28 protein-coding genes and 1 other annotated feature are annotated in these 26,989 nt (G+C 36.8%); of the genes, 25 read left to right on the top strand and 3 right to left on the bottom strand.

Features of this window, described 5'->3' with window-relative positions:
- The first annotated feature begins 171 nt into the window (after positions 1 to 171).
- The 19 genes from BME96_RS08185 (at position 172) to yajC (ending at position 14,939) form a co-directional block, all read left to right on the top strand.
- Positions 172 to 942, top strand: coding sequence for a M23 family metallopeptidase (locus BME96_RS08185; RefSeq protein WP_071648844.1), 771 nt, complete (start codon positions 172 to 174; stop codon positions 940 to 942).
- On the top strand, positions 935 to 1,792 hold the full coding sequence (locus BME96_RS08190; protein WP_083547438.1) for a site-2 protease family protein: 858 nt from the start codon (positions 935 to 937) through the stop codon (positions 1,790 to 1,792). Before BME96_RS08185 ends, BME96_RS08190 begins: the two co-directional genes overlap by 8 nt.
- Positions 1,793 to 1,863: 71 nt before the next feature.
- Positions 1,864 to 1,935, top strand: a sequence feature (ribosomal protein L21 leader region).
- Positions 1,936 to 1,948: 13 nt separating this feature from the next.
- A complete protein-coding gene (gene rplU / locus BME96_RS08195) occupies positions 1,949 to 2,257 on the top strand; it encodes a 50S ribosomal protein L21 (RefSeq protein ID WP_019376812.1) in 309 nt (102 codons plus the stop codon).
- A 14-nt stretch (positions 2,258 to 2,271) separates the two neighbouring features.
- Positions 2,272 to 2,601: a ribosomal-processing cysteine protease Prp gene (locus BME96_RS08200; RefSeq protein WP_019376813.1), complete on the top strand. Its 330-nt coding sequence runs from the start codon at positions 2,272 to 2,274 to the stop codon at positions 2,599 to 2,601.
- A 14-nt stretch (positions 2,602 to 2,615) separates the two neighbouring features.
- Positions 2,616 to 2,906 carry a 50S ribosomal protein L27 gene (gene rpmA, locus BME96_RS08205; protein WP_019376814.1) on the top strand — a complete coding sequence of 97 codons (291 nt, stop codon included), beginning with the start codon at positions 2,616 to 2,618 and terminating at the stop codon, positions 2,904 to 2,906.
- Between the two features lie 544 nt (positions 2,907 to 3,450).
- Positions 3,451 to 3,978, top strand: coding sequence for a Spo0B domain-containing protein (locus BME96_RS08210; RefSeq protein ID WP_071648845.1), 528 nt, complete (start codon positions 3,451 to 3,453; stop codon positions 3,976 to 3,978).
- A gap of 19 nt (positions 3,979 to 3,997) precedes the next feature.
- The gene (obgE, locus tag BME96_RS08215; RefSeq protein ID WP_071648846.1) at positions 3,998 to 5,278 is read left to right on the top strand and encodes a GTPase ObgE; all 1,281 of its coding nucleotides are present in this window, start codon (positions 3,998 to 4,000) and stop codon (positions 5,276 to 5,278) included.
- A gap of 41 nt (positions 5,279 to 5,319) precedes the next feature.
- Positions 5,320 to 6,174 (top strand): prephenate dehydratase, encoded by an 855-nt coding sequence (gene pheA, locus BME96_RS08220; RefSeq protein ID WP_019376817.1) that lies wholly within the window; start codon positions 5,320 to 5,322, stop codon positions 6,172 to 6,174.
- 146 nt (positions 6,175 to 6,320) lie between these two features.
- Entirely contained in the window at positions 6,321 to 7,241 is a 921-nt protein-coding gene (gene safA / locus BME96_RS08225; protein WP_071648847.1) for a SafA/ExsA family spore coat assembly protein, read from the top strand.
- On the top strand, positions 7,234 to 8,187 hold the full coding sequence (locus BME96_RS08230) for a hypothetical protein (RefSeq protein ID WP_060678358.1): 954 nt from the start codon (positions 7,234 to 7,236) through the stop codon (positions 8,185 to 8,187). Before safA ends, BME96_RS08230 begins: the two co-directional genes overlap by 8 nt.
- Before the next feature lie 31 nt (positions 8,188 to 8,218).
- A complete protein-coding gene (nadE, locus tag BME96_RS08235) occupies positions 8,219 to 8,962 on the top strand; it encodes an NAD(+) synthase (RefSeq protein WP_019376820.1) in 744 nt (247 codons plus the stop codon).
- Positions 8,963 to 9,028: 66 nt separating this feature from the next.
- On the top strand, positions 9,029 to 9,592 hold the full coding sequence (locus tag BME96_RS08240) for a YhcN/YlaJ family sporulation lipoprotein (protein WP_071648848.1): 564 nt from the start codon (positions 9,029 to 9,031) through the stop codon (positions 9,590 to 9,592).
- A gap of 84 nt (positions 9,593 to 9,676) precedes the next feature.
- Positions 9,677 to 10,408, top strand: a complete 732-nt coding sequence (locus tag BME96_RS08245) for a YebC/PmpR family DNA-binding transcriptional regulator (protein ID WP_019376822.1) — start codon at positions 9,677 to 9,679, stop codon at positions 10,406 to 10,408.
- A gap of 203 nt (positions 10,409 to 10,611) precedes the next feature.
- The gene (ruvA, locus tag BME96_RS08250; protein WP_019376823.1) at positions 10,612 to 11,226 is read left to right on the top strand and encodes a Holliday junction branch migration protein RuvA; all 615 of its coding nucleotides are present in this window, start codon (positions 10,612 to 10,614) and stop codon (positions 11,224 to 11,226) included.
- 17 nt (positions 11,227 to 11,243) lie between these two features.
- The gene (gene ruvB / locus BME96_RS08255) at positions 11,244 to 12,245 is read left to right on the top strand and encodes a Holliday junction branch migration DNA helicase RuvB (RefSeq protein WP_019376824.1); all 1,002 of its coding nucleotides are present in this window, start codon (positions 11,244 to 11,246) and stop codon (positions 12,243 to 12,245) included.
- Positions 12,235 to 12,438: a DUF2905 family protein gene (locus tag BME96_RS08260; RefSeq protein ID WP_019376825.1), complete on the top strand. Its 204-nt coding sequence runs from the start codon at positions 12,235 to 12,237 to the stop codon at positions 12,436 to 12,438. Before ruvB ends, BME96_RS08260 begins: the two co-directional genes overlap by 11 nt.
- Before the next feature lie 20 nt (positions 12,439 to 12,458).
- Positions 12,459 to 13,487 carry a tRNA preQ1(34) S-adenosylmethionine ribosyltransferase-isomerase QueA gene (gene queA / locus BME96_RS08265; RefSeq protein ID WP_060678359.1) on the top strand — a complete coding sequence of 343 codons (1,029 nt, stop codon included), beginning with the start codon at positions 12,459 to 12,461 and terminating at the stop codon, positions 13,485 to 13,487.
- An 18-nt stretch (positions 13,488 to 13,505) separates the two neighbouring features.
- A complete protein-coding gene (gene tgt, locus BME96_RS08270; RefSeq protein WP_060678360.1) occupies positions 13,506 to 14,645 on the top strand; it encodes a tRNA guanosine(34) transglycosylase Tgt in 1,140 nt (379 codons plus the stop codon).
- Between the two features lie 36 nt (positions 14,646 to 14,681).
- Complete coding sequence (gene yajC, locus BME96_RS08275; protein WP_019376828.1) at positions 14,682 to 14,939, top strand: preprotein translocase subunit YajC; 258 nt, start codon at positions 14,682 to 14,684, stop codon at positions 14,937 to 14,939.
- 67 nt (positions 14,940 to 15,006) lie between these two features.
- Here the strand turns inward: yajC and BME96_RS08280 are convergent, their stop codons facing one another.
- Positions 15,007 to 15,384: a TIGR04086 family membrane protein gene (locus BME96_RS08280; RefSeq protein ID WP_019376829.1), complete on the bottom strand. Its 378-nt coding sequence runs from the start codon at positions 15,382 to 15,384 to the stop codon at positions 15,007 to 15,009.
- 128 nt (positions 15,385 to 15,512) lie between these two features.
- Here BME96_RS08280 and BME96_RS08285 point away from each other — a divergent pair, with 128 nt between their 5' ends.
- Positions 15,513 to 16,802 (top strand): ArsB/NhaD family transporter, encoded by a 1,290-nt coding sequence (locus tag BME96_RS08285; protein ID WP_071648849.1) that lies wholly within the window; start codon positions 15,513 to 15,515, stop codon positions 16,800 to 16,802.
- Between the two features lie 571 nt (positions 16,803 to 17,373).
- On the opposite strand, the gene BME96_RS08290 is transcribed toward BME96_RS08285, so the two are convergent.
- Positions 17,374 to 18,597 carry an IS110 family RNA-guided transposase gene (locus tag BME96_RS08290; RefSeq protein ID WP_071648278.1) on the bottom strand — a complete coding sequence of 408 codons (1,224 nt, stop codon included), beginning with the start codon at positions 18,595 to 18,597 and terminating at the stop codon, positions 17,374 to 17,376.
- Between the two features lie 562 nt (positions 18,598 to 19,159).
- The gene (spoVB, locus tag BME96_RS08295) at positions 19,160 to 20,710 is read right to left on the bottom strand and encodes a stage V sporulation protein B (protein ID WP_060678361.1); all 1,551 of its coding nucleotides are present in this window, start codon (positions 20,708 to 20,710) and stop codon (positions 19,160 to 19,162) included.
- A 117-nt stretch (positions 20,711 to 20,827) separates the two neighbouring features.
- On the opposite strand from spoVB, the gene BME96_RS08300 reads away from it, so the two are divergent.
- The 5 genes from BME96_RS08300 to BME96_RS08320 all read left to right on the top strand — a co-directional run bounded on the left by BME96_RS08300 (position 20,828) and on the right by BME96_RS08320 (position 26,970).
- Positions 20,828 to 21,115, top strand: coding sequence for a post-transcriptional regulator (locus BME96_RS08300; RefSeq protein WP_019377834.1), 288 nt, complete (start codon positions 20,828 to 20,830; stop codon positions 21,113 to 21,115).
- A 57-nt stretch (positions 21,116 to 21,172) separates the two neighbouring features.
- Complete coding sequence (secDF, locus tag BME96_RS08305; RefSeq protein WP_060678362.1) at positions 21,173 to 23,425, top strand: protein translocase subunit SecDF; 2,253 nt, start codon at positions 21,173 to 21,175, stop codon at positions 23,423 to 23,425.
- Positions 23,426 to 23,760: 335 nt separating this feature from the next.
- A complete protein-coding gene (locus BME96_RS08310) occupies positions 23,761 to 24,087 on the top strand; it encodes a LapA family protein (RefSeq protein WP_019377836.1) in 327 nt (108 codons plus the stop codon).
- Between the two features lie 56 nt (positions 24,088 to 24,143).
- Positions 24,144 to 26,468, top strand: a complete 2,325-nt coding sequence (gene recJ, locus BME96_RS08315; RefSeq protein ID WP_071648850.1) for a single-stranded-DNA-specific exonuclease RecJ — start codon at positions 24,144 to 24,146, stop codon at positions 26,466 to 26,468.
- Positions 26,458 to 26,970: an adenine phosphoribosyltransferase gene (locus tag BME96_RS08320; RefSeq protein WP_019377838.1), complete on the top strand. Its 513-nt coding sequence runs from the start codon at positions 26,458 to 26,460 to the stop codon at positions 26,968 to 26,970. The genes recJ and BME96_RS08320 overlap by 11 nt, the downstream gene beginning before the upstream one ends.
- Positions 26,971 to 26,989: the final 19 nt, after the last annotated feature.

Below are 26,989 nucleotides of genomic sequence, written 5' to 3' on the forward strand. Positions count from 1 at the left end.
TCTGTAAAAATTAAAAACTTACCACAAATTGCTTAGTTTGATACAAAATATATAGATAGCTTCGATTTAGAAGAAAGGTGAAGGGAAATAAGACAACCCTCCACCTTTTTTTCATATCTGCAGCTTTTCGTACATACACTTGTACAAAAGATATGAAGGAATGTGAGGCCAATGAGTAGAGGAGTCAAGAAAGTTCGTCAATCAATTGAGCAAAGAAGAAAACTTCGTGGTTTGCCTTATCAGCAACAAGCAACTAAAAAATCAATTAAGCCATCATTTCCCCAAGATGAAGAAAAGCACGGCTATTTTCCGGTAATTGCTGAAGCTGACATATCGCATAAAAGTGAAAATAAAGTATTGACCGGATTTATTCTCAAAGGAATGTTGTCCATTTTATTGTTTTTTGGTGTTGCGTATGTATGGAATACAAAGGCAACTGGTTTTGAAACACCAAAAGAATGGACAAGTGCAGTTTTAAAGGAAGAGTTTCCCTTTGCAAAAGTGCAGCTATGGTACCAAGATACTTTTGGAACTCCTTTGGCACTGACACCAGACACAGATAAACAAGATGAGGGTAATCAAATACTTTCTCTACCAGTCCATGGTGACGTGGCAGAGAATTTTCAGGTGAATGGAAAAGGGATAAAAATACAACCGGGAAAAGCAGATAATGTTGTAACACTTCGTGAAGGAGTAGTAATATTTGCTGGGAAAGACAACGAAACAGATAACACGGTTATTGTGCAACATGCAGATGGCAGTAAATCAAAATACGGTTATTTAAGCTCAATCGATGTACACCTTTATCAATTTATTAATAGTAACGATTCTATTGGCAAGTTTTCCCCCACTAGTGAAAATAAGACTGTATATTTCTCGATCGAGAAGGATAATGAGTATATTGATCCTGTTAAAGTGATCAGGGTGGACCAACTTGATTAGGTACTTTCCGAGAATAAACATTCATCCTGTATTGATGATATTTATTATACTTTCTATGCTAACAGGTACATTTATGGAATTATCAATTATTTTGGCTATTGTATTTTTTCACGAATTAGGTCATTATATTGCTGCGGTTATACACGACTGGAGAATAAAACAAATTATGCTCTGGGTCTTTGGTGGGGTTATGGATGTTGAAGAGCATTCAACCAGACCTGCCAAGGAAGAAGTGATTGTAACTCTCGCAGGACCCTTTCAACATGTGATAATTTACCTCGGGTTAATTGTTTGCAACGAATTCCAATTGCTGCCCAATTCAGTATTGGATTTGGCGTATTATTATAATACAGTGATTTTATTATTTAATTTACTGCCAATCTGGCCATTGGACGGTGGGAAGCTGTTACTTCAATGTCAATCACTTGTTTTCCCATTTAGAAAGGCTTATTATTCTACTCTATTAGTTTCTATGATAATAAGTATAATTTTTTTAGTAATCCAATTAGTCTTCTTTCCATTTACGTTAAGTGCCTTTTTACTACTTTTATTTTTATTTATGGAAAATAGAAATGAATGGAAACAACGCTATTATGTTTTTATTCGTTTCTTAATGAGTAGGTACTATAACGGACCAAGCAAAATTGGTAGTAATTCAATCGTAGTTTCTCACGAGACAATGGTTCTTGATGTTTTTTCAAAATTTTTCCGTGATCGCAAGCATGCCATCTATGTTGTCTTTCCTGGAAACAGACGTAAGTCAATTGATGAAAATGACTGTTTACATAGTTTCTTTCATGACAAAAGTTATTCTAAGACAGTAGGGGAGATTACGGATTATATGACATAAGGAATTATCCTTCCACTTGTTGACAGAGTCTCATACATTATGATAATATTAGTACGTTATTCATCGTAGCACCAGTGCTACAACCGCTCAAAAAAGGTTTTAAACTCATTACGAGTACCTTGATGGCGAGTCTGAGTTTTTAAGGAGGTGCAAGATATGTACGCAATTATTGAAACAGGTGGTAAACAAGTAAAGGTTGTCGAAGGACAAGAAATTTACGTAGAAAAAGTTGCAGCAGATGCAAATGATTCTATTACATTTGACAAAGTACTTTTCGTTGGTGGAGATGATGTTAAAGTAGGAGCTCCATTTGTTGATGGTGCAACTGTTACAGCTAAAGTTGAAAAGCATGGCCGTCAAAAGAAAATTACTGTTACTAAATTTAAGCCAAAGAAGAACTACCATCGTAAGCAAGGTCATCGTCAGCCTTACACTAAACTAGTGATTGACAAAATCAATGCATAATAAGGGATCTGAATATGATTCATACGACGGTTTATCGTTCGAATGGTGATATTACAGCCTTTAAGCTAACTGGACATGCCCAGAGTGGTCCATATGGATATGATTTAGTATGTGCCGGAGTTTCAGCGGTCACTATTGGATCTGTTAATGCTGTATTGACTTTATGTGATGTAGAGCTTGAGATAGAGCAGGGAGATGAAGGTGGGTATCTTTATGTTACCATTCCGGATTCCATCTCATATGAAAAAATGAAGCAAGTTCAGCTATTATTTGAAGGTATGTTGGTATCTTTAATATCAATTGAGGCAGAATATAGCAACTTTATAAAAATTCATAATAAGTAAGGAGGTGCAAAACAATGCTACGTTTAGATCTGCAATTTTTCGCACAGAAAAAAGGTGCCGGTAGTACGAAGAACGGCCGTGATTCTGAATCCAAACGCCTGGGTGCCAAACGTGCTGATGGCCAATTTGTTACTGGTGGTTCTATTCTTTACCGTCAACGCGGTACAAAGATTTACCCAGGTGAAAATGTAGGACGCGGTGGTGATGACACACTTTTTGCTAAAACAGATGGTGTTGTGAAATTTGAACGCTATGGTAGAGATCGCAAAAAGGTAAGTGTATATCCAGTTGCACAAGAGGCATAATGTATAAAACCCTAGCCGATTTTTCGGCTAGGGTTTTTATATTGGACAGCATAATATATGATTAGGGATATTAAAGTAATTCATAATTTATATATATTGCGACGTAACTTGTTTGTTTGAAATCGCCCGTTTCGGAACAGTTCCAATATAGCTAGTGCCTAAATTTTCGCTCTACCGCTGATTAATTTGCTCTCCGGCGGATAGTCTTGATCTCCTGCCGATTAATTTGTTCTCCGGCATTACCTCCGCTATGCTATTAATTGTTCTTACACTATGTCACAGTTTTCTCCAACTGCGAAGTAAATGAAAGTTTGTGAGCGAATGTTTATAATTTAACATGTTAATTAGAATGAGAACCGTCGAAATCTATGGAGAATAAACGTAATTCTTCATTTAAAATAACAGATGTTAGCTGGGGATGTATACCTAAGGGGGAAAGATTCATTTTTCACTACTTCTGTGTTTACTATCTAGCTAGTTTTTGAACAAAACATGAACTTTCCTTTTTTTTCTGCTATACTTTTACTAATATGGAGGGAAAAAGATGAACGAGGAACAGGTCGTAAAATTACTGCAACATTACAGGCATGACTTAATGAATCATCTGCAACTCATTCAAGGGTATTTGAGTATGGGAAAACTAGAAAAAGTAGAATCTAAAGTTCAAAGTTGTTTCAATCATTATGAAAATGAGAGAAAATTAATGAGTCTAAACGCCCCTTCGCTTTCTATATGGTTAATTGAGTTTAACAGTAGATATGAGTATTTGCGTTTGGAATATAACATTCATGTTCAAAATAGAAATTTAAGTCAAATAGATGTAATATTGAAGAATCATCTCGAAAACATCATTTCTTGTATTGTTGAGGAATCGGATGGAACCGAGCTTATTGAGATATTGCTTCAGCTAAATGAGGCGGAAGAAAACAATAATGCTAACGTATTTTTACGTATAAAAACAAAAGCACATAAAGAAGAAATTAAACGAAAATTGAAATCGATGAATTGGGAATATGAACAAAATATCTCCGAAAATAATGAAGGGATAGCTTGTCAATTTCTTATTCCATAAATGTATGAGGTGAGAAAGTATGTTTGTAGATCAGGTAAGTGTTTATGTGAAAGCTGGAGATGGTGGAAATGGCCTTGTGGCATATAGGCGAGAAAAGTATGTTCCAAAGGGCGGTCCAGCAGGTGGAGATGGCGGTAATGGTGCTGATATCGTTTTTAAAGTTGATGAAGGATTAAACACGTTAATGGATTTTCGTTATAATCGCCATTTTAAAGGTAAACGTGGAGAAAACGGAATGAGTAAGACGCAACATGGAAAAAATGCTGCACCTCTCATTGTACCTGTGCCCCCGGGTACAACAGTGGTTGATGAAGAGACAGAAGAGGTTATCGCAGATTTAACCACCCATGGCCAACAGGCAGTAATCGTAAAAGGAGGTAGAGGTGGTCGCGGAAATACCCGCTTTGCAACCCCTCGTAATCCGGCTCCAGATATGGCAGAAAATGGGGAGCCTGGACAAGAAAGAAATATAAAGGTTGAACTAAAACTGATTGCAGATGTTGGTCTTGTCGGCTTTCCGAGTGTGGGGAAATCTACATTTCTGTCTGTAGTTAGTGCTGCAAAACCTAAAATTGCTGATTATCATTTCACCACACTTGCGCCAAATCTCGGTATGGTAGATACAAGTGATCAACGAAGCTTTGTAATGGCAGATTTACCGGGCTTGATAGAGGGAGCCCATGCAGGGATAGGTTTAGGTCATCAATTTTTAAGACATGTAGAGAGAACCAGAGTAATTGTGCATGTAATTGATATGGCGAGTACAGAAGGTAGAGATCCTTATGATGATTATATTAAGATCAATAAGGAATTAACTGAATATGATATGAACTTAATGAGAAGGCCACAGATAATAGCTGCTAATAAAATGGACATGCCTGGCGCTTCTGAAAATTTAGAACTTTTTAAAACGAAAATAGACAGTGAAATTCCTGTATATGAGATTTCTGCTCTTACTAAAGAGGGAGTTAGGGATATCTTGTTTGCAATTGCGGATATGCTTGAAAGTATTCCAAAGAGTGCACCGGAATTAGAAGAAAACGATGAAAAAGTAATCTATCGCTATCAAAAAGAAGATGCACCATTTCAAATTAGCAGAGATGATGATGGTGCGTATGTTTTAAGTGGAGACAAAATCGAAAAGCTTTTCAAGATGACTGATTTTGCCAGAGACGAAGCAGTTCAACGATTCTCACGTCAACTGAGAGGTATGGGAGTTGATGAAGCTTTAAGAAAACGTGGAGCAAAGGATGGGGATACGATCCGACTGTTAGATTATGAATTTGAGTTTATTGAATAAAAATTACGATTTAAAGTTTTAGAGGAATAGGGGGAGAGGTTTTGTCTATCTCGATAGGTTATTTAGGACCGAAAGGAACATTTACAAAATTGGCAGTGGACATTGCTTTTAATGGGGAGTATAAAGAAGGTTTTGCGACTATTCCAGAATGCATTGATGCTGTAGAGGAGGATACGATAGATATCGGTGTTGTTCCATTGGAGAACGCAATTGAAGGTACAGTGCAATTGACAGTAGATTATCTTGTACATCAAGTGAGGTTGCCAATTATGGCGGAAATCGTAGTTCCAATTGAACAGCATTTGTTAGTACATCCTGAATTTTCCGGTTCTGTAGATGATATAACAGAAATACATTCACACAGTCATGCAATTGCACAATGCCACCAATATATACACCAGCAAATCCCAAATGGGAAGATAGAATACACATCTTCGACTGGGAAGGCTGCCGAAATAGTAAGTGAACAATTTAAACCTATTGCAGCGATTGGTAATAAGCTTGCAGCAAAAGAATATGGCTTACGAATTTTTCAAGAAAATATTCATGATTATCCAAACAACCATACGCGTTTTATTGTACTTTCAAAACAAAAAGAGCTAGTACATATTAAACATGAAGCTACTGCAGAGAAAACAAGCCTGCTAATAACTTTGCCCAGTGACTTCGCTGGGGCTCTTCATCAGGTATTGGCCGCTTTTGCCTGGAGAAAGATGAACCTTTCAAAGATTGAATCACGGCCGATGAAAACTGGTTTAGGTAATTACTTTTTTATTGTAGATGTTAATCAGCAGTATGATGATGTATTATTTCCTGGAGTAAAGGCTGAATTAGAAGCACTTGGCTGCAAGGTAACTATTCTTGGTACATACCCTGTTTATCAATTAAATGTTTAATATCGGAATTAACAACCGCTCTCTATGAGGAATAGAGGGCGGTTATTTATATTTTAATAAATATGTTTCAACTTTTATGCGTTACATGCATATGTTGATAGAGAGTAATTAGCCCAGAGTTATTAATGAAAGGAGTTTGATTCGTCTTGAAGATACACATTGTTCAAAAAGGAGATACCTTGTGGGATATTTCACAAAAATATGGAGTGGATTTCGAAGAGGTTAAAGGTTTGAACAGCCACCTATCAAGTCCAGATATGATTATGCCTGGTATGAAGATAAAGATACCTAGTTCTTCAAAGACAGTAAAGAAGACACAGATGCCAAAAAAAGAAATGCCTAAGGAAATGGTAAAACAGCCTTTTAAGGATGTTTCGCCTAAACCTTTACCAGTAATAAAAGAAGATGATAAGGAGAAAAAGAAAATGATTAAACCAGAAATGCCTGTGAAGCCATTACCTCAGATGCCGAAAATGCCTGCAATGCCTCCACAGCCTATCGTGCAGCAGCCAACATTTGAACAAGAATTTCAAAATTATACTACAATAAATTTTCCGGAAATGCCTTATTATAGTCATGAACATCATGAATCAGTATCTGATGAATCACCAGCAGAAATACCGGTAGCCCAACCAGTACCTCAACCAGTACCCCAACCAGCGCCAGCCCATTTTGTACCAATGTGTTGTCATTTTGTTCATCCGTGCTATCCACCAACACCGTTTCCGATGATGGCTAATGTTGCAAGTGCTCCAATGATGCCAATGCCTGGTGGAATGCCAATGCATATGCAGCCGCAACATAGTGATTGTGGTTGTAATGATAAAAACAACTATTCTAATGTTAGTTATCAAACCCAGCATCACCAATTCCAGAACACACACCAGAATATGACACCTCCACAACCTAATTTCCAACCACCTTATCAAGGAAATACAATGCCCCAGACAAATCTTTTCCCACCTCAATATGGAGCAACCAACATGAATGACAACTATCCTATGCCACCAGGATATCCATATCAGGGTTATAATCGAAAGAATGAGGAAGGATCAGAAAATGAATAATAAAAAGGAAAGAGACGAGATTGTTAATCGTCTCTCTTCTTTTTTATTTGAGGAGGGAGAATTAGAAGTATACTCTGCTATTAATATCAAAAAGAATGTTTTTAAAGTAACAGATACTAATGGTGAAAAATATATTATAAAACGTCATTTACGAAAAAAAATAGTCGATCAACAGTGGCAGTTTTTTGATAATTTTTCTAACAATCCAGTGATTCCGTTTATTGCATTTCCTAACAGCCAAAAAATTATTAAAAAAAATAACCAAATTTGGACTATAGCTCCTTATATCAAAGGAGAACATTTAAATTACAGATTTAAGCATGATCGAGGAAGTGCTGTAGCTACATTAAAAAAGTTTCATGCTCAAGCTGAGAATATATATATTGAGCAACCTTTAATTAAAAATAATGTCATAATAAGATGGTATAAAAGGTTGGAGGAATTTAAAAAAACAGAGAATATATTCGCTAAATATGGTTTGAAAAATTTGCATAAGGATATAGTACAAACAACGGTGAAACAATTTTATCGCTTATCAGACTACTCTTGGGATCAGTGCGATTATTCCGGAAGAAAAAAAGGAAGATGGATCCACGGGGACGTCGCTTCACACAATTTTATAAAAAACAATGCTGACGAAGTCTTTATGATTGATTTCGACCTTCTAGAATGTACTTCACAAATATATGATTATATTCAACTAGGTCAACGCTTTTTACCATATATAAATTGGAATCTTGAAGAATTATTTTCATATCAGATGGTTGAAGAGAAAGAGCACAAGTTATGGTTAGCCGCTATCAATGTGCCAAGTGATTTAATGAGAGAAACATTGCACAGCGTATCAGAGAAGCCAGGAGAAGTAGGAAGGCACTTAAAACAAATGGAAAAACAATGGGAGAGACGCAAACTCTTTTCAAATTACACTAACAAAGTGATACAATAAACAACGGAACAAATATAAAGGAGCGGATAAAGTGGAAAAGCATGTGGAAAATATTGTGCAGTGGCTAAGAGACCAAGTCAATAAGGCAGGAGTTAATGGATTAGTAGTTGGTGTAAGTGGTGGTTTAGATTCAGCCGTAGTTGCTCATTTAATTAAAAGGGCTTTTCCAGATGATTCTTTAGGTGTGTTAATGCCGATTCATACAAAAGAAACAGATTTAAACCATGCAAAAAAAGTAGTCGAAGGCTGTGATATTAGTTCACTCACCATTGATTTATCAAATACACATCAAACAATGTATGACCAAATCAAAAATCAACTGATGAAGAACGATACCTTTATTGAACAAAATGACCAATTAGCAGATGCGAATTTAAGGGCAAGATTAAGAATGAGTACACTTTACGCGTTAGCAACAAATTATAATTATTTAGTTGTAGGTACAGACAATGCTGCTGAATGGTATACGGGTTATTTTACCAAGTATGGAGATGGAGGAGCAGATATTCTTCCTTTGGTTGATTTCACCAAACAGGAAGTGCGGGATATGGCTGCATATCTTGGTGTCCCGGTAGAAGTAGCACAGAAAAAGCCAAGTGCTGACCTTTGGGAAGGGCAAACAGATGAAAGTGAAATGGGAACTACTTATGATAAAATTGATGCATATATAAATGGGGAAGAGATTCCTGAAAAAGACAAAGAGGTTATTGAGTCCCTCCACAGAAGAACCGAGCATAAACGAAACCCATTACCTCAATATAAACGGAATAAGTAATTTCCTTTATTTAACAGTGTAAAAAAACCTCTCGGATCCAAACTATTGGAGAAGGGAGGTTATATTATGCTTAAATACGGTCTAATTCCATGTATAGTGCTACTCGCATTTACCATTGGTTGTTCAAACAATAATGATGAATCAGGGGAGAATAAAACAAATCCTAACACACAACCAATCCATTATGAAACTGATCAGGAACAAAAAGATAGATTAAACTATGATGAACCAAGTATTGGAGAACGTGGCGGCTATCCACAAAGTGAGCAAGAACAAGTAAATGATGCAGATTATAAAGGCGGATATTCCGATGCCTTTACCAATAAAGAAGCTATCTTGCTTTCTCAGGAACTTCAGAATAAAAAGGATATTATCCAAGCACAAGTGGCAGTGACGGATAAGCGAATTATCGTTGGAGTGATGCAAAGGGAACATACAGATCACTTTGCTGTAAATAAGATTGAATCCACCATAAGAGAAATCCTTCCTAATACAGAAAAAGAAATTATTGTATATACAGATGATATTCATTGGGATCGTATGAAGAATTTAGATGCTCGATTAAAAGCAAAAAATCGAGGAGATGACTTGGAAAACATAGTGGAGGATTTTTTAAATATGAAAAATTAAACCTTTGTATTACAAAGGTTTTTTTACTTTTATCCCTTTTTTTGGTATAGTAATAAAGGAAATTTCTAGAGAGGAGAATGTCCTATGGCTGGTCATTCTAAATGGAAGAATATACAGAGAAGAAAAAATGCACAGGATGCTAAAAAAGGGAAAATCTTTATGCGCCACGCAAAAGATATATATACTGCTGCAAAACAAGGGGGCGGGGACCTTTCCACAAATGCCTCATTGAGATTAGCGGTGGAAAAGGCAAAGGCAGATAATATGCCTAATGATAATATTGACAGAGCGATAAAAAAGGCAACAGGCACTCTAGACGGTGCGAGTTTTGAGGAGCTTACGTATGAAGGATATGGCCCAGGGGGAGTTGCTGTTATCGTTCATGTTTTAACTGACAACAAAAACAGAACAGCCGCTGAGGTCAGACATGCTTTTAAAAAGAATGACGGTAATCTTGGGGAAAATGGAAGTGTCTCTTTTATGTTTGATCGAAAAGGTTATATCGTGATTTCAAATGAGGAAGCTAAAATTGATGAAGACGAATTAACGCTTGAGGCCTTAGAAGCTGGGGCTGATGACATCGTTACCCAAGAGGATGGATACGAAATTTATACTACCCCTGAGGCTTATCAGGAAGTTGTAGATTATTTAAATGAAAAAGGGTATTCAATTGAAGATTCTGAAGTAACTTTAATTCCACAAAATTATAATAAACTATCCGAAGAAGATGCAGGTAAAATGTTCACTTTAATTGAGACTCTCGAAGAAAACGAAGATGTGCAAGATATTCACCATAATTTAGATGAAACAGAATAAACTTTGCTGAATGAACTTCTATCCCTTGATATCAGGGGATAGAAGTTTGTTTTTAGATATTAAGAAAGCAAAAGTATTCATGTAGAATAAATCAATTTTTTCCAAACTACTTTTGGTTGAGAAGAAGCACCAATAGTTCAATTGTTTTACTATATGGGCGCATATGGTAAAATGATGTAAGGTAAATGGAGGAGAAAATAAAAATGATCGCATACATAAAAGGTAATCTTACATACATTCAAGATGAATCAGTGATAGTAGAAGTTCAAGGAATTGGCTATGAAATAATTTGTGCCAATCCCTTTGTTTTTCAACACTTGCTTAACAAAGAAGTTTTAATAAGTACCTATCACTATGTACGGGAAGATATCCAAGTTTTATATGGCTTTAAAGATGAAGATCAAAAGTATTTATTTACCAAGTTAATTTCCGTCTCGGGAATAGGACCAAAGGGTGCATTGGCAGTTCTTGGTACAGTTAATGTTGCTGATTTTGTAGGTGCAATTGAACGGGAAGATGACAAATATTTAACAAGTTTTCCAGGTGTAGGAAAAAAGACTGCGAGACAGATAATTTTAGATTTAAAAGGCAAATTAACTACTATGATTTCTATTTCCAGTACAGATTCTGATCATGAATTACAACACAAAGAAGTAAATCAAAACCTTGCACAATTGGATGAAGCAAAAGAGGCTTTAAAAGCATTAGGATACACGGATCGTGAAATTAAATCAGTTCTGCCTAAACTACCTAATGACGAAAATAATTCTACTGACACAATAATACGTAAAGCACTAGCATTACTAATGAAAAATTAAAGAAGGGGGGATACTAAATGGATGACAGAGTGGTAACGGGTGAATTACAGAATGAAGATGCTTCTGTGGAATTAAGTTTACGTCCAACGATATTAAAGCAATATATAGGACAACAGAAGGTTAAAGAAAATTTAAGTATCTTCATCCAGGCTGCCAAGATGCGCGAAGAGCCGCTTGACCATGTGCTGCTTTACGGACCTCCTGGTTTAGGTAAGACCACACTTGCCGGCATTATTGCAAATGAGATGGGAGTACAATTCCGTTCGACTTCAGGGCCGGCTATAGAACGCGCAGGAGATCTTGCTGCAATACTATCCTCGTTGGAACCGGGGGATGTTCTTTTTATTGATGAAATTCATCGATTACCACGTTCTGTGGAAGAAGTACTATATCCGGCAATGGAGGATTTCTTTCTTGATATTGTTATCGGTACAGGCCCAAGCGCTCGTTCGGTACGAATTGACTTACCTCCTTTTACTCTGGTTGGTGCCACAACTAGAGCAGGCTTACTCTCTGCTCCGCTAAGAGATCGATTTGGGGTTTTAAGCAGATTAGAGTTTTATGAGACAAAAGATTTGTGTTCAATTGTTGAGAGAACAGCTGAAATTTTTCAAACTAGTCTTAGCAAGGAGGCTGCTGTGGAAGTTGCTAGAAGATCCAGAGGTACTCCCAGAATAGCAAACCGTTTATTAAAACGAATACGTGATATTTCACAAGTAAAAGGGGAAGAAGAAATCAGTTTCCCAACAACAAAGCTTGCTTTGGAAATGCTTCAAGTAGACGATGAGGGTTTGGATCATATTGATCATAAGTTACTTAGAGGTATTATGGAAAGTTTTCAAGGTGGCCCAGTTGGTCTGGATACCATTGCAGCTACCATTGGAGAAGAGTCCCAGACTATAGAGGACGTTTATGAGCCTTATTTGCTTCAAATTGGTTTCATTCAACGGACTCCTAGAGGAAGAGTTGTTACCACAAAAGCTTATCAGCATTTTGGGGTGAAAGAGAATGATCAATAATTTCGGTAAAATTTTTCTTCTGCTTGGTGTTGTTTTTTTAATTATTGGTTTCATTTGGACTTTTATCGGTAAATTACCAGGTGACATCAGCTTTAGAAAAGGGAATATGACGTTTCATTTTCCAATAATGACTTCGATTATTATAAGCATCATCATAACTGCAATTTTATTCCTTATTGGAAAGTTTAGATAGTATATGTTAGGAGATTCAGCATGAATATTGAGGATTTCGATTTTGATTTACCAGAAGAGTTAATTGCACAAACACCACTACAAGAGCGAACAGCTTCGCGCTTATTAGTTCTCGATCGACAAACGAAAGAAGTGAATCATAAACATTTTTCAGATATAAAAAGTTATTTTAAAAAAGGAGATTGCCTCGTATTAAATGACACCAAAGTATTACCTGCCCGGTTATATGGTGTCAAAGAAGATACAGGGGCAAAAGTAGAAATTCTTTTATTAAATCAACGTGAAGCTGATACGTGGGAAGTTCTTGCAAAACCCGCTAAAAAGATAAAGGTAGGCACGACACTTGTTTTTGGGGAAGGGAAATTAAAAGCGACTTGTCTGGCCACAGAAGAGCATGGAGGTCGTATCCTTGAATTTTATTATACAGGTATTTTTTACGAAGTACTTGATGAATTAGGGGAAATGCCTCTCCCGCCATATATCAAAGAACAGCTTCCGGAAAAGGAGCGATATCAAACCGTTTTTGCCAGGGAAGAAGGTTCTGCTGCTGCTCCTACTGCTGGTTTACACTTCACTAATGAACTATTAGAAGAGATTGAAGATATGGGTGTAACTATTGCGTTTATTACTTTACATGTAGGGCTGGGAACTTTTCGGCCTGTAAGTGTGGAGAATATAGATGACCATGAAATGCATTCAGAATTCTATCATATGTCTAAAGAGACTGCAGACATATTAAACGAGACAAAAAAATCAAATGGCAGGATTATCTCCGTAGGTACTACTTCTACAAGAACCTTGGAAACTATTGCAAGAGATCACCAAGGGGCTTTTAAGGAAACAAGCGGATGGACGGATATTTTTATTTACCCACCATATGAATTTAAAGCAATTGATGGATTAATTACTAATTTTCACCTTCCAAAATCAACCTTAATCATGTTAGTAAGTGCGTTAGTAGATAAAGAAACTATACTTCATGCATACAAAGAAGCTGTTCAAGAACGATACCGTTTTTTCAGTTTTGGGGATGCCATGTTAATTTTATAAAAAAGGAACGAATAAATCATGACACCAATAACATATGAATTAATAAAAACATGTAAACAAACAGGTGCGAGACTTGGACGAGTTCATACTCCACATGGCTCATTTGATACTCCCACATTTATGCCTGTTGGCACCTTGGCTACCGTTAAGACTATGAGTCCGGAAGAATTGAAAAATATAAACGCCAATATTATTCTTTCCAACACATACCATTTATGGCTTAGACCCGGCGAAGACATTGTTAGAGAAGCGGGCGGCTTGCATAAATTTATGAATTGGGATGGAGCAATCCTTACTGATTCTGGAGGTTTTCAGGTGTTCAGCCTAAGTGATATGAGAGAAATTAAAGAAGAAGGTGTGCATTTCCGAAATCACCTTAATGGCGAGAAATTATTTCTATCTCCTGAAAAAGCAATGCATATCCAAAATGCACTAGGCTCCGACATTATGATGGCTTTTGACGAGTGTCCTCCTTACCCGGCAACATATGAGTATATGAAATCATCTGTTGAGAGAACTTCCCGATGGGCAGAACGTTGTCTGGAAGCACATGGGCGACCACAAGATCAAGGATTGTTCGGTATTGTTCAGGGAGGGGAGTATGAGGATCTTCGAAAACAGAGTGCGCGAGATTTAGTTTCTCTTGATTTCCCTGGTTATGCTATTGGGGGATTATCAGTGGGAGAACCAAAAGATGTAATGAACCGTGTTCTGGAATTTACCACTCCAGTACTACCTTCAGATAAACCGCGTTATTTGATGGGAGTAGGATCTCCTGATTCACTAATTGATGGTGCGATTCGTGGTATTGACATGTTTGACTGTGTATTACCCACACGAATAGCCAGAAATGGAACTTGTATGACTTCGAAGGGTAGATTAGTTGTAAGAAATGCAAAATATGCAAGGGATTTTGGCCCCTTGGACGAAAATTGTGATTGTCATGTTTGTAAGAAATACTCTAGAGCTTACATTCGTCATTTGATAAAATGTAATGAAACATTCGGATTCAGACTAACTACTTACCATAACTTATATTTTCTGGTAAAATTAATGGGGCAAGTACGAAAAGCGATAAGCGATGATCGTCTTGGAGATTTTAAAGAAGATTTCTTTGAGCAATATGGTCTTAATAAACCAAATGCCAAAAACTTCTAATTGCATAGCATGATAAATAGAAGGAGGGGATAATAAATGGATATGCTGATTTCTTTATCACCAATCATTTTAATGTTTGTGATTTTTTACTTCTTATTGATTCGTCCACAGCAGAAGCGACAGAAGCAAGTGAAACAGATGCAGTCTGATTTGCAAAAAGGAGATTCAGTAATAACGATTGGCGGATTTCATGGTGTGGTTCATGCCATCGATGAAAGTACAGTTGTGATTCAAGCGGGCGATGGTACTAAGCTTACATACGACCGTTCTGCTATTAGAGAAGTTAAAAAATAGTATTTTTAAACTAAAAAAGAAGTTAATGCTTTAAGGGCATTAACTTCTTTTTATTTGGTTCTATAAATTATTCTGTAGTTGTACCTAACGTGTTTACCCCTACAATCCCCCCCAGCACAGCTGCTGAAATATATGCTAGATGATGGATGGATTGTTCTAATGAAAAACCTTGCTGGTATCCTAGATATTGAACCAGGAATGTAAATAAAGTGAAACCCAAACCTGTTACACCACCAATAATCCATCCTTTTGCTTTTCCTTTTGCACCAGCAACCAGTCCCCCAATAAATAGAGATATAAGGCCGATTCCCAAGGTTATCCATGATAGCAAAGGATCATTAAATGAAGTGAACCGAAGTAGTAATGCTAAAATGATACTTGTTATTAGAATGAGACCCAGAACCATAACCAAGCCATAAACTACTGCAGTAAACTGCTTTGTCATAACATTCCCCCCAAAAAGTTTGTCCTTCCATTATTAGCTTATTCATTAATAAATAAAATAGAAGAAAATATTTCAGGTTTTACATTCATATAGTTATAGAAGCATGCTGTATAGAAAGCAGGTGTATTATGGATATCATTCTAGCATCACTTATTTTTATTGTGAGCTATATTTTTATTATGACGGAAAGAGTTAATCGAGCGGTAGTCGCCCTTACAGGAGGAACGCTTCTATTAGCAACAGGTATTTACAGTCCCCAGAGAGCATTTATGGACTATATAGATTGGAATACAATTGCATTATTATTTTCAATGATGGTTCTTATATCAATTACAGAAAAAACGGGATTATTTAGTTATATTGCAATTCGCTTCGCTCAAAGAGTAAAAGGTAAGCCTATGCCATTACTTATGGGAGTGAGTATATTAACAGCCCTTGGATCAGCTCTTTTAGACAACGTCACTACTGTTTTAATATTTGTACCCATATTATTAAAGATTACAAAACTTTTAAAGCTTCCTCCATTTCCTTATCTGCTTGCTATTATTTTTAGTTCAAATATAGGAGGAACTGCAACGTTAATTGGCGATCCGCCAAATATTATGATAGGACAAGCTGTAGATCATCTGACATTTTTATCTTTTATCTTACATGCAGCTCCCATAGCTTTAATTATTTTTCTTTTATTTCTATTCATGTTGTACTTTATATTTCGAAGCCAACTTGCAAAATCGAAAATTAATAATGAGGAACTCCACAAAATTGATGCTAAAATGTATTTGAAGAAGAGTCCATTGCTATACAAATCAGTTTCTGTCTTGTTATTAACTATATCAGGATTTATGTTACATACAGTATTACATACGGATTTAACTATCGTCGCACTATCTGGTGCCGTTTTATTATTATTCTTAACTGAAAAAGAATTACCTACAGAACATGTTTTTCAAAAGGTAGAGTGGGTCACTTTATTTTTCTTTATTGGTTTGTTTTCCCTTGTAGGTGGTTTACAGGAGGTAGGGGTAATAGATGAAATGGCTAGAGCAATAGTTTTATTAACAGAAGGGGAATACGTAAAAACTACCATGTTAATTTTATGGGTTTCTGGGTTGTTCTCTGGTGTAGTTGATAACATTCCATTTGTGGCTGCAATGATTCCTGTGGTAAAGGAATTTGAAAGCTATGGTATCATGCACTTGGACCCCATGTGGTGGGCTCTGTCTCTTGGTGCTTGTCTAGGAGGAAATGCTACTCTGTTGGGTGCATCGGCAAATGTAGTAGTTGCAGGTATGGCTGAAGCAGAAAATGAGAAAATTTCCTTCATCCGGTTTATGCTATATGGCTTTCCACTTGTATTTGTTTCATTAATAGTTGCAACCATTTATATATACTTTCGGTATTTACTTCCATTTATGTAATATATCTTTCATACTTAGATATTCTATATGTATCCCAGCAACTCATAAATAAGTTATGGCAAATTAAAGAATCTCCTGCTCTTGTTAGAGGTTAGCAGGAGATTCTTTTTTTAGATAGAGGACCAGAGAATTGAAAACAATACAGCTTCATTTAATACACAATTGGAGTAAACTGCGACGTAACTTTAATGATGAAAAGCTCAGTAAAATATTTGAGGAGGAGTGCCCCATTGATTTCCGTTTCAGGCGGACGCTTTCCGCCGGCATGGCCTCAGCCGCTTCCTCCGCTACGCTCCGTCCAGGGTCTTCGCCTCATGCTATTCCGGCAGGAGTCGCCGCCCTCCACTCCAATCAATTCGTGCATAGCATATTCTGGATCTATGTGAACGCAATTTTTCTTCGTAGATATAAATGTACATAGTAGCGAAGGGGAAATATGGAGACTCCTACCATGAAAATAAAAGTACTATAATACTGAAAAATGTCAACACTAAAGTAGACGCAGCTCATTCACTTTAAAAAAAGTAGGAGAGCGCCGATGTCTAATGGGATATAGAAATTCAGTAAGATGTTAAGATACTATTTGTTCCTTGATTTCAACTGTATACCCTAAACTTTCCAGACGGCGCAGGGAATGTTTAACAATAGATTGTTGTCTTTGCTTATCGAAGTGATCTTCCCCTAAATCTACATACATTTCTTTACGAGTTAGTAGATAATAGGCTATTCGTAAAATGGCATGGGCGACTACAACTGCTGCTCGTTTTTTACCCTTACGGGAAGCAGTACGACGATAGAGTGCTCCGAGATAGTTTTTGGAACCCCGAAGTGAATGAGCCGCTTCAATTAATGCAGATTTCAAATATTTATTTCCATTCCTGGTTTTAGATGATTTGCGTTTCCCAGCACTTTCATTATTACCGGGAACTAACCCCGCCCATGAACACATTTGCGGTGCACTAGGAAATTGTTTTTTTATATTTGTTCCCAGCTCTGCAAGTATTTGTTCAGCCATTCTTGTTGCTATTCCTGGGATTGAATCCAGTCGCTCAATATCTTCCTGATATTCTCTCATTCTTTGTGCTATCTCCTTATCAAGCATATCTATTGTGTTAGTAAGGTAATCATAGTGGTCTATAATAGTCTTTATCATGAACCGTTGATGATCTTGTATATAACCTTGTAGTGCAAGTTTTAGTTGTTCTTTTTTCTGTTTCATTACGCCTCTTGCATAATTGGCTAAAACATCAAGGTCTTCAACGCCATTAGCTATAGATCGAAGCATATCAAGAGAAGACACTCCCGTAATGTTAGAAACAACAGAACCTAGTTTGATGTTAGCGCCTTCTAGCACTTTCTGAATTCGATTGAGTTGTCTTGCACGTTCTTCAATGATACTTCTACGATACCGAACAAGTTCACGTAGTTCCCGTTGATTCCGATCTGGGATGAAACTAGCCTTGAGTAAACCATGACGAAGAAGCTTGGCAATCCATTCAGCATCTTTAACATCTGTTTTTCTTCCTGGAACAGCTTTAATATGTTGCGCATTTACTACTAGGAATTCAATATCATCTGCTTCTAACAAATTAACAATTGGTTTCCAGTAGACGCTTGTACTTTCCATCGCAACATGGGTGCATTTGTGTTCCTTAATCCAATCCACTAACTCGATCAGATAAACGGTTTTGGTTGAAAATGTTCCAATCTCCTTTCCTTTTGGTGTAATAATGCATGCAGTAATGTTGTCTTTGTGGACATCTAGACCGCATGCTCTTTCAATGAGTATATCCATTAAAAAGTATCCCTTCTACGGCATCAAATATTTTAAGGCTGGCGCAACAACCAGAATAGGGTTAATCTACCATGAGTGCTTCCCGAAAGGAGCAACAATAAGTGATGCGCCGTGGTCGAAGGAGTCAGACTGCGGGTAGGGCTCTAAGGCACCAAGGAGTATCGACCTTCCTCATCCAGCCGTAGCACTAGTATCGTCACTCTACATCTATTTTCATCCCTTGTGGTGTATAGCTCTTTTTTTAATACATGGTTGACTGCGGGAGGAGAGGCCTCGATGAGATCCCCGAACGCGTAGCGTGAGGAAGCTCATCAGCCGCCCGCGGAAAGCGCAATGTTTCCCCGTAGCGGTGATTTACGCAGCCTCTATATTCTTAGTTACGTCGCAATTTATCCATTTTGCGAATTATACATGGTCATAACATATTGTATATAGTCTAGAGAATTTCAAGTTTTTTCAGTTAGACAGATAATGCATTTAGCTGGAGTAGTAATCAAGACTAAACTATTTTGTATGTTGTTAAACTCACTTCTTGCTCATTACTTCATTTTTTTATTTGAAATCAAATCCATCTCTTTATAAAAGGTATTTGATTTAATTCTTCCTTTGTAATAAACCTTAGAGAGAAAAGGAAAAAGATATAAATACCTGTTAAAGCTATTAAAGTAATTAAAAATAGAATCGGATTTCCTGTTCCCCAGGGGAATATTTGCTTTATTATACTTCCTGCTAGCCAAGTCAAGCCAATTAAGGTTACCATTTTTACTATGTCTTTTAGAGGAAGTGTATAGTTTATCATTTTTTGCAGTGTAATCAAATGTAATAAAGTAACTAGAACTACACCCACAGACATAGAAATCGCTACGCCCATAATTCCAAAAGCAGAGTTAGAAGCCAGGAGAAACAAAATTGTTAACTTGCAAACTGCACCTATCAAGGAATTCCACATTGCTGGTTTTGCAAAGTCTAATGCTTGTAAAGCAGCTTGTAAAGGAGCTTGGATATATAGTAATATAAAAAAAGGTGCCATTAAAAGGATAAATTTGCTAGCATTAGCAGTACCATACATAAACGTTAAAATGGTATCCGCGAATAATGTAAGAACAATCGTTGCCAAAGCGCCAGATGCAAATGAGATACGAATAGATTGATGGATTCGATAGTGAATCAACTTGTTGTTAGAAGAAGCATCTGCCTCAGATAGCGATGGAACTAGCGCTACTGAAAGAGATTGAGTAATAAAAGTTGGTAAGAATAAAAGGGGTAACACATATCCCGTTAATTCTCCATATTGCTTCGTTGCTAATGAACTTGATATTCCGGCAATTGCTAAACTTTGTGCCACAAGTATTGGTTCCAGAAAATGGGTTAAGGACCCAATCATTCGGCTTCCTGTACTTGGTAGTGCAATAGAAAATAATTCTTTTAGTGTTTGGGAACTGGTCTTTAAATAGGAAAAGAATTGTGATCTTATTTTCACTATTTTCTTTTGTTTAAACATGTGAAGCATGTAAAGGAGACTGACAAATTCTCCAAGAATTACACTAAACATAGCTCCAGCTGCAGCATATTCCACACCAAATGGGAGTAACAGCTTTACAAAGAATGCTACACAAGTAATGCGCACAATTTGCTCAATTACTTGAGAATAACTTTGAGGCTTCATGTTTTGCCTTCCTTGGAAATATCCCCTGAGTACAGAGGAAATGGCTATAATAGGAATGATAGGGCTAATTGCAAGTAAAGGGTATAGCGTACGACTGTCGGTCAATAGTTTTGTTGCAATAAAAGGTGCACCAAGTATCATCCCGATAGTAAACAGAATACTTGATATGGCTGTAACAATTAATGATACTACAAGTATCTGCTTTATTTTTTGGGGATTATTTTTAGCTTCCGCTTCAGCAACGCGTTTCGATATAGCTACAGGTAACCCAAGTTGAGTGAGCGTAAGCACGAGGAAGAATGTTGGTAATGCCATCATATAAAGGCCCACACCTTCTTCCCCCATCAGCCGAGCAACAACAATTCTGTTTATAAAGCCTAGAAACCGGGTGATCATACCCGCTGCTATTAAAATGAGAGTACCCTGCAAAAAAGTTTGTTTGGTCATTATGGTCGACCTGCCTTCTCAAATAATAATTTTTCGTATACAATTATGTATATGCTAAGAAATGGGTCAAGCATGACAAGAAGGGTATAATTATACTCCGGGACAGGAGGAATTTTATTGGAAACCATACATAGTGTTACTGATTGGAGAGAAATGGTCTTACCAGCTCTTGAAAGTAAAAGTAGCGAATTTCGTTTAATGGGTTACACACAGGCTACGAGTGAAGATATATGGCGTTGTTTGCTTGAAAAAGTGTGGAAGGGTAATCCGGAGAAAAGAATCTATGAAGTGGTCCAGGATATTTTTCATCTGGGATCAAATATTTATCTGAGTTATTTAACAGTAAAAGCTTATCAGGACGATGATTTGATGGCTTCCATCGCAGCTTTGACAAACAGCGAGTAATGAAACTTATAGGAAATTGCCATCGACAGAACTGAATAATGAGGAGGAAGTTTTTAAATGAAAAACAGAGGCAGAATCGTTGCCTTTTTTCTAATCGTTTTGATATTTGGAGGATTGATTGGGACAACGGTAACAGGAATTACAAAAGATATAAATCTTGGTCTGGATTTACAGGGTGGCTTTGAGGTGCTTTATGAAGTAGAGCCTGTAGATAATGGAGCAAAAGTAGATAGGAAATTAATGGAAGCTACTGTAGAAACTCTTAATGATCGTGTCAACCGTTTAGGTATTAGCGAGGCTAACATTGACATTGAGGGTGAAGATCGAATTCGGGTACAACTTGCTGGTGTAGAGGATCAATCAGAAGCCAGAGAAATGTTATCTACTTCTGCCAGGTTGTCTTTCCGAGATGTAAATGACAATAAACTTCTCGATGGCTCTGACATTAAAGAAGGCAGTGCAAAGCAGGATTTTGATCAAAAAACGAATGCCCCAATTGTTACATTGCAACTGAAGGATGCTTCCAAATTTGCTGATGTAACTACAAAAATTAAAAATATGGGTTCGCCGGACAATTTGTTAGTTATTTGGATGGATTATCAAAAAGGGGATTCCTATGAAGAGGAATCCATGAAAGAAGATCCAAAATATATTTCTGCACCGCGTGTTACAGAAACTCTAAATACTACTGATGTGATGATTAGCGGAAACTTCACAGTGGAATCAGCAAAGAGACTTGCGGATATAATTAATTCCGGCTCTTTACCTGTTCATATGAATGAAATATACTCTACTGCTGTTGGCGCTCAATTTGGAGAGCAGGCATTGGATAAAACCGTATTTGCAGGATTTATAGGTGTAGGACTAGTTATGCTGTTTATAATTGCGGTATATCGTTTCCCTGGACTGATTGCTACAATTAACTTAAGTATTTACATTTATTTAATCTTACTAGTTTTTGAATTAATGAACGGTGTTCTGACTTTACCAGGTATTGCTGCACTGATATTAGGTGTAGGGATGGCTGTAGATGCTAATGTAATAACCTTTGAACGTATTAAAGAGGAACTAAAGTCCGGGAAATCAGTTATGGCGGCATTTAAGGCAGGGTCAAAAAATTCATTATCAACAATCTTCGATGCCAACTTGACAACATTAATAGCTGCTGTAGTATTGTTCATTTTCGGAACTAGCTCAGTAAAAGGCTTTGCAACGATGCTAATAGTCAGTATTTTAGTCAGCTTTATTACAGCTGTATTTGGAACAAGGCTTCTGCTTGGTTTATGGGTTAAAAGCAAAACTCTTTCAAAGCGACCTGGTTGGTTTGGTGTTAAAAAAGAAGACATAAAGGATATTGCTTTGAAGGATAAGGAAGAGCCAAAAATATTTAACAAGCAGATCGATGTCGTTCAGCATCGAAAGAAATTTTTCTGGATTTCTATTTCTATGGTTGTCTTAGGAATAGCTTCACTCCTTTTATTTAAATTAAATCCTGGAATTGACTTTACAAGTGGTTCAAGAATTGAAATCCTTGCAGAGGATACGATTACAACGGAGGAAGTTGAAGATGGGCTATCTGAATTAGGGTTAGAAGCTGAGTCCATAGTGCTTTCCGGGGATAATAATGATATTGCTGTAACGAGGTTTGATAAAGTAATAGAAAAAGAAAAAATTGCTGAAGTAACTTCCTATTTCAAAGATAAATATGGTAATGCCCCAAGTGTAAGTGTAGTGTCACCAATTGTTGGTCAAGAATTGGTTAAGAACGCTATTTATGCAGTATCAATAGCTTCCATCTTTATGATTATTTATGTTACTTTCCGCTTTGAATTGTTCTTTGCGATCACAGCGATTATTGCTTTACTTCACGATGCCTTCTTTGTTATAGCGATATTCAGCTTTACAAGGATAGAATTCGATATTACGATCGTTGCAGCCGTGTTAACTATTGTTGGTTACTCAGTAAATGATACGATAGTTACTTTTGACCGGATAAGAGAAAATCTGCAAAATAAACGAGTCAAATCGTTTAAAGAATTGGCAATTATTGTGAACAGAAGCTTAGTTCAAACTTTGAGCAGAAGTATTAATACAACCGTAACCACATTGCTTGCTGTCCTGGCATTTTTGTTCCTTGGTGCTCAATCTATTACCGGATTCGCTATTGCTTTGACAGTTGGTTTGATAGCTGGTACGTACAGTTCATTATTCCTTGCTTCTCAACTGTGGCTTATTTGGAGAGGTAAGATGCTTAAGAATAAACCAGTAGATTTTACGAAGAAGAAGAAAGTTGAAGGACCACAAGTTTAATCTCACGCGACCTTGCTTAAGCAGTTGTTTGAAATTGAATAATAATAAAAATGTACAGCACAGTAACGTAGTGGTGCAAATTGAGGGCCAGACAAAAAATCTTACATTGAAAATCCGAACCGATTCGTACTACTTTTGAATCATGGTTCGGATTTCTTTTGCTCTGCTGTGTAAGATTGTACCTACACTAGTTAGCATTTTCTCCTAACTATGTCGTAAATAAATTTTTAATAACGTTTATAGCATAACTCTTTCAAGGGAAGTAATATATTCTAGCTTAAAAATTGCTTATAAAGGGTAAATAATGTAAAAGATAAAGTATAAGGAGGGATAGGATGAAAGGACAGTCATATGTTATATTAGCTATTGTTTTTATCATAGTTGTGGCTATTTTCGCAGTTAGTAATGTAGAAGCAGTGGATGTAAACTATATATTTTGGACCGGAAATTCACCTCTTATCTTAGTGATTCTCTTTTCAGTCTTAATGGGTGGAATCATAACCGCTGCTGTTGGCGCTGTAAAAGTATTTCGTTTACAGAGAGAACTTAAAAGATATAAGCATGAGAATAACCTTATGAATAAAAAATTACAAGAAAATGGCGTGTCTCTGGAAAAGAAAGATAAGCATTCTAAAGGTCACGAGGATTCGACAACCAAATAATAGTATTTGCCACCCCTGATGCTCTTTTGTATAATAGATTAGTCAGGGGTGAACTTATGTTAGAGAGTAAAGCAACATGGAAGCATAATGAAATGAATGATACAATCATTGACTGGATAGATAGCTCCATTAATGTCTCTCCTATTGTCCAAGAGCTTCTATTGCAAAGAGGTATTAAGGAAGGAAGTCAAGCATTACGATTTCTCTCCCCGGATTTAAATGATTTACATAAACCGATTGGTCTTTTATCTATAGATAAAGCGGGTAAAAGAGTAAAAGAGGCTATAACCAACCAGGAGAAAATACTCGTTTATGGGGACTATGATGCCGATGGCGTAAGCTCTACTACTGTTTTATTGAAAGCCTTAAAAGAGCTCGGAGCCAATTGTGATTATTATATTCCGAACCGGTTTACAGAAGGGTACGGCCCTAATGAAGATGCTTTCAGATTAGCATATGAAAACGGGGCTAAGCTGATCATCACTGTAGACTGTGGCATTGCCTCGGTCCAAGAAGCATTAGTTGCGAAAGAACTAGGTATGGATTTAATAATTACGGATCATCATGAGGTACAAGAGAAGATACCAGACGCTTATGCTGTTATCCACCCTAAATGCTCACCAGATTATGGTTTTCCGGAATTAGCAGGTGTTGGCGTCGCTTTTAAATTTGCCGAACATTTACTAGGCTACTTTCCTGGACATCTATTAGAATTTGTCGCAATTGGTACGATAGCTGATTTGGTTCCACTTATCAGTGAAAATCGTATTCTTACATTTCATGGTTTGAAATCACTTACTACTACAACAAATCCAGGTATAAAGGCATTGAAAGGTCGCTGTAATATAGAAGGAAATGTCACAGAGGAGGACGTAGGTTTTTTGATTGGTCCTCGTATTAATGCAGTTGGCAGACTCCAGAATGCAGATTTGGCCGTACAACTACTCATGACAGAGGACCAGGAGGAAGCTGATTATATTGCTGAAAGAATTGATTCTATTAACCTTGAGCGGCAACGAATTGTAAATGATATAGTAAAAGAAGCAGAGTTAATGGTTAATTCGACTAATAAAAAAGGCATTATTATCGCTGCAAAAGAAGGGTGGAATGAGGGAGTATTAGGAATTGTAGCTTCTAAACTTGTTCGGAAATATGACCGCCCAGCTATTGTTTTGGCTGTTAAGCCGGAAACATCGGAAGTAAAAGGTTCAGCGAGAAGTATTCCAGCATTTGATTTATTTAAAAATTGTATGACAGTAAGAGAATTGTTCACACACTTTGGAGGACACGCACAAGCAGCAGGCATGACATTACCGATGGATAACCTCAGCAAATTACAAGAGGAATTAAATCGTATTATTGATAATCAACTTACCGAAGAGGACTTTAAACAAGCGATAGAAATAAGTCAAAGTATTTCTGTGAAAGACATAAATGAGAAATTAATTAATGATATTGCACGTTTAGCACCTTTTGGAATGAAAAATCCAAAACCCGTATTTCATCTAACTCATGCTCCAAAAGATGTAAGACAAATTGGCAGTAAAAAAACTCACTTAAAACTTCATTTTAAAGAGGAAGAAGTTAATTTGGAGGGTATTGGCTTTGGCTTTGGCCACCTATATCCTTTATTTACGCCGAAGACGCTTGTCTCGATTGTAGGAGAACTAGGTATTAATGAATGGAATGGATTTAGAAAACCACAGATTGTTTTACAGGATCTGGCAATAGAGGAATGGCAGTTATTTGACTGCCGCGGAAAAAAAGACGCAGATGTGTCACAATATATCTCATTAACTAACAATAATTTAATCGTAAGTAATAATAACGAAGAATACTTACCTGGAATCAAACAGATTACCTACCAGGAAATTGGAACTGATTTACCACAGGTGGATACGCTGTATATATTAGATCTCCCTGATTCGCTTGATGAACTAAAAGAATTGGTTCAAATTACTCAACCGAAGAACGTCTACGCTGGTTATCACGTGGAAAATAGTGTTTACTTAACATCATTTCCATCTAGAGATGATTTTAAGTGGCTTTATGCTCTTTTGTTGAAAAGAAAGCAAATTGACATGAAAACAGAGTTAAATAAACTTGTGCAAATGAAGGGCTGGTCAAAGGAAAAATTGATCTTTCTTTCAAAAGTGTTTTTTGAATTGGAATTTGTTAAAATAGAAAATGGTATCATTACCGTTGTAGATAAGCCAGTCAAAAAAGATTTGAGTGAATCTGAAATATATCAGAAGAGAAAATATAAAGCTGAATTGGAAAGAATTTTGTACTATTCCAATTATGAAGAATTGAGAAATTGGTTCATACAATGTATGGATTATGTAGATAGCCCCAAGGAGGAACTAGCTCATGGATTATAAACAATATGTAAAAATAGTTGAAGATTGGCCTAAACAAGGAATCCAATTTAAAGATATTACCCCACTCATGGATAACGGGAAGGCTTTTAAATCAGCAGTTGATGAAATAGTTGAATTTGCTAAAGAAAAGCAAATAGATATTGTGGTGGGGCCAGAGGCGCGAGGATTCATTATTGGTTGTCCGGTTTCTTATGCGCTTGAGGTTGGTTTTGCTCCAGTACGTAAAGAAGGCAAGTTGCCTCGAGAAGTAATTAAGGTTGACTATGGCTTGGAATATGGTTCAAATGTATTGACTATTCATAAAGACGCCATAAAGCCTGGACAACGTGTGCTTATTACAGATGATTTACTTGCAACTGGAGGCACAATTGAAGCAACAATTAAATTGGTAGAGGAGCTTGGAGGCATTGTAGTTGGCTGTGCTTTTATTATTGAGCTAAGCTATTTGGATGGAATGGATAAGTTAGAAGGCTACGATGTACTTACTTTAATGAGCTATTAAATCTCCCGAATGAAAACTG

It is taken from the genome of Virgibacillus halodenitrificans, from assembly GCF_001878675.1.
GTDB classification, from domain to species: domain Bacteria; phylum Bacillota; class Bacilli; order Bacillales; family Amphibacillaceae; genus Virgibacillus_Q; species Virgibacillus_Q halodenitrificans.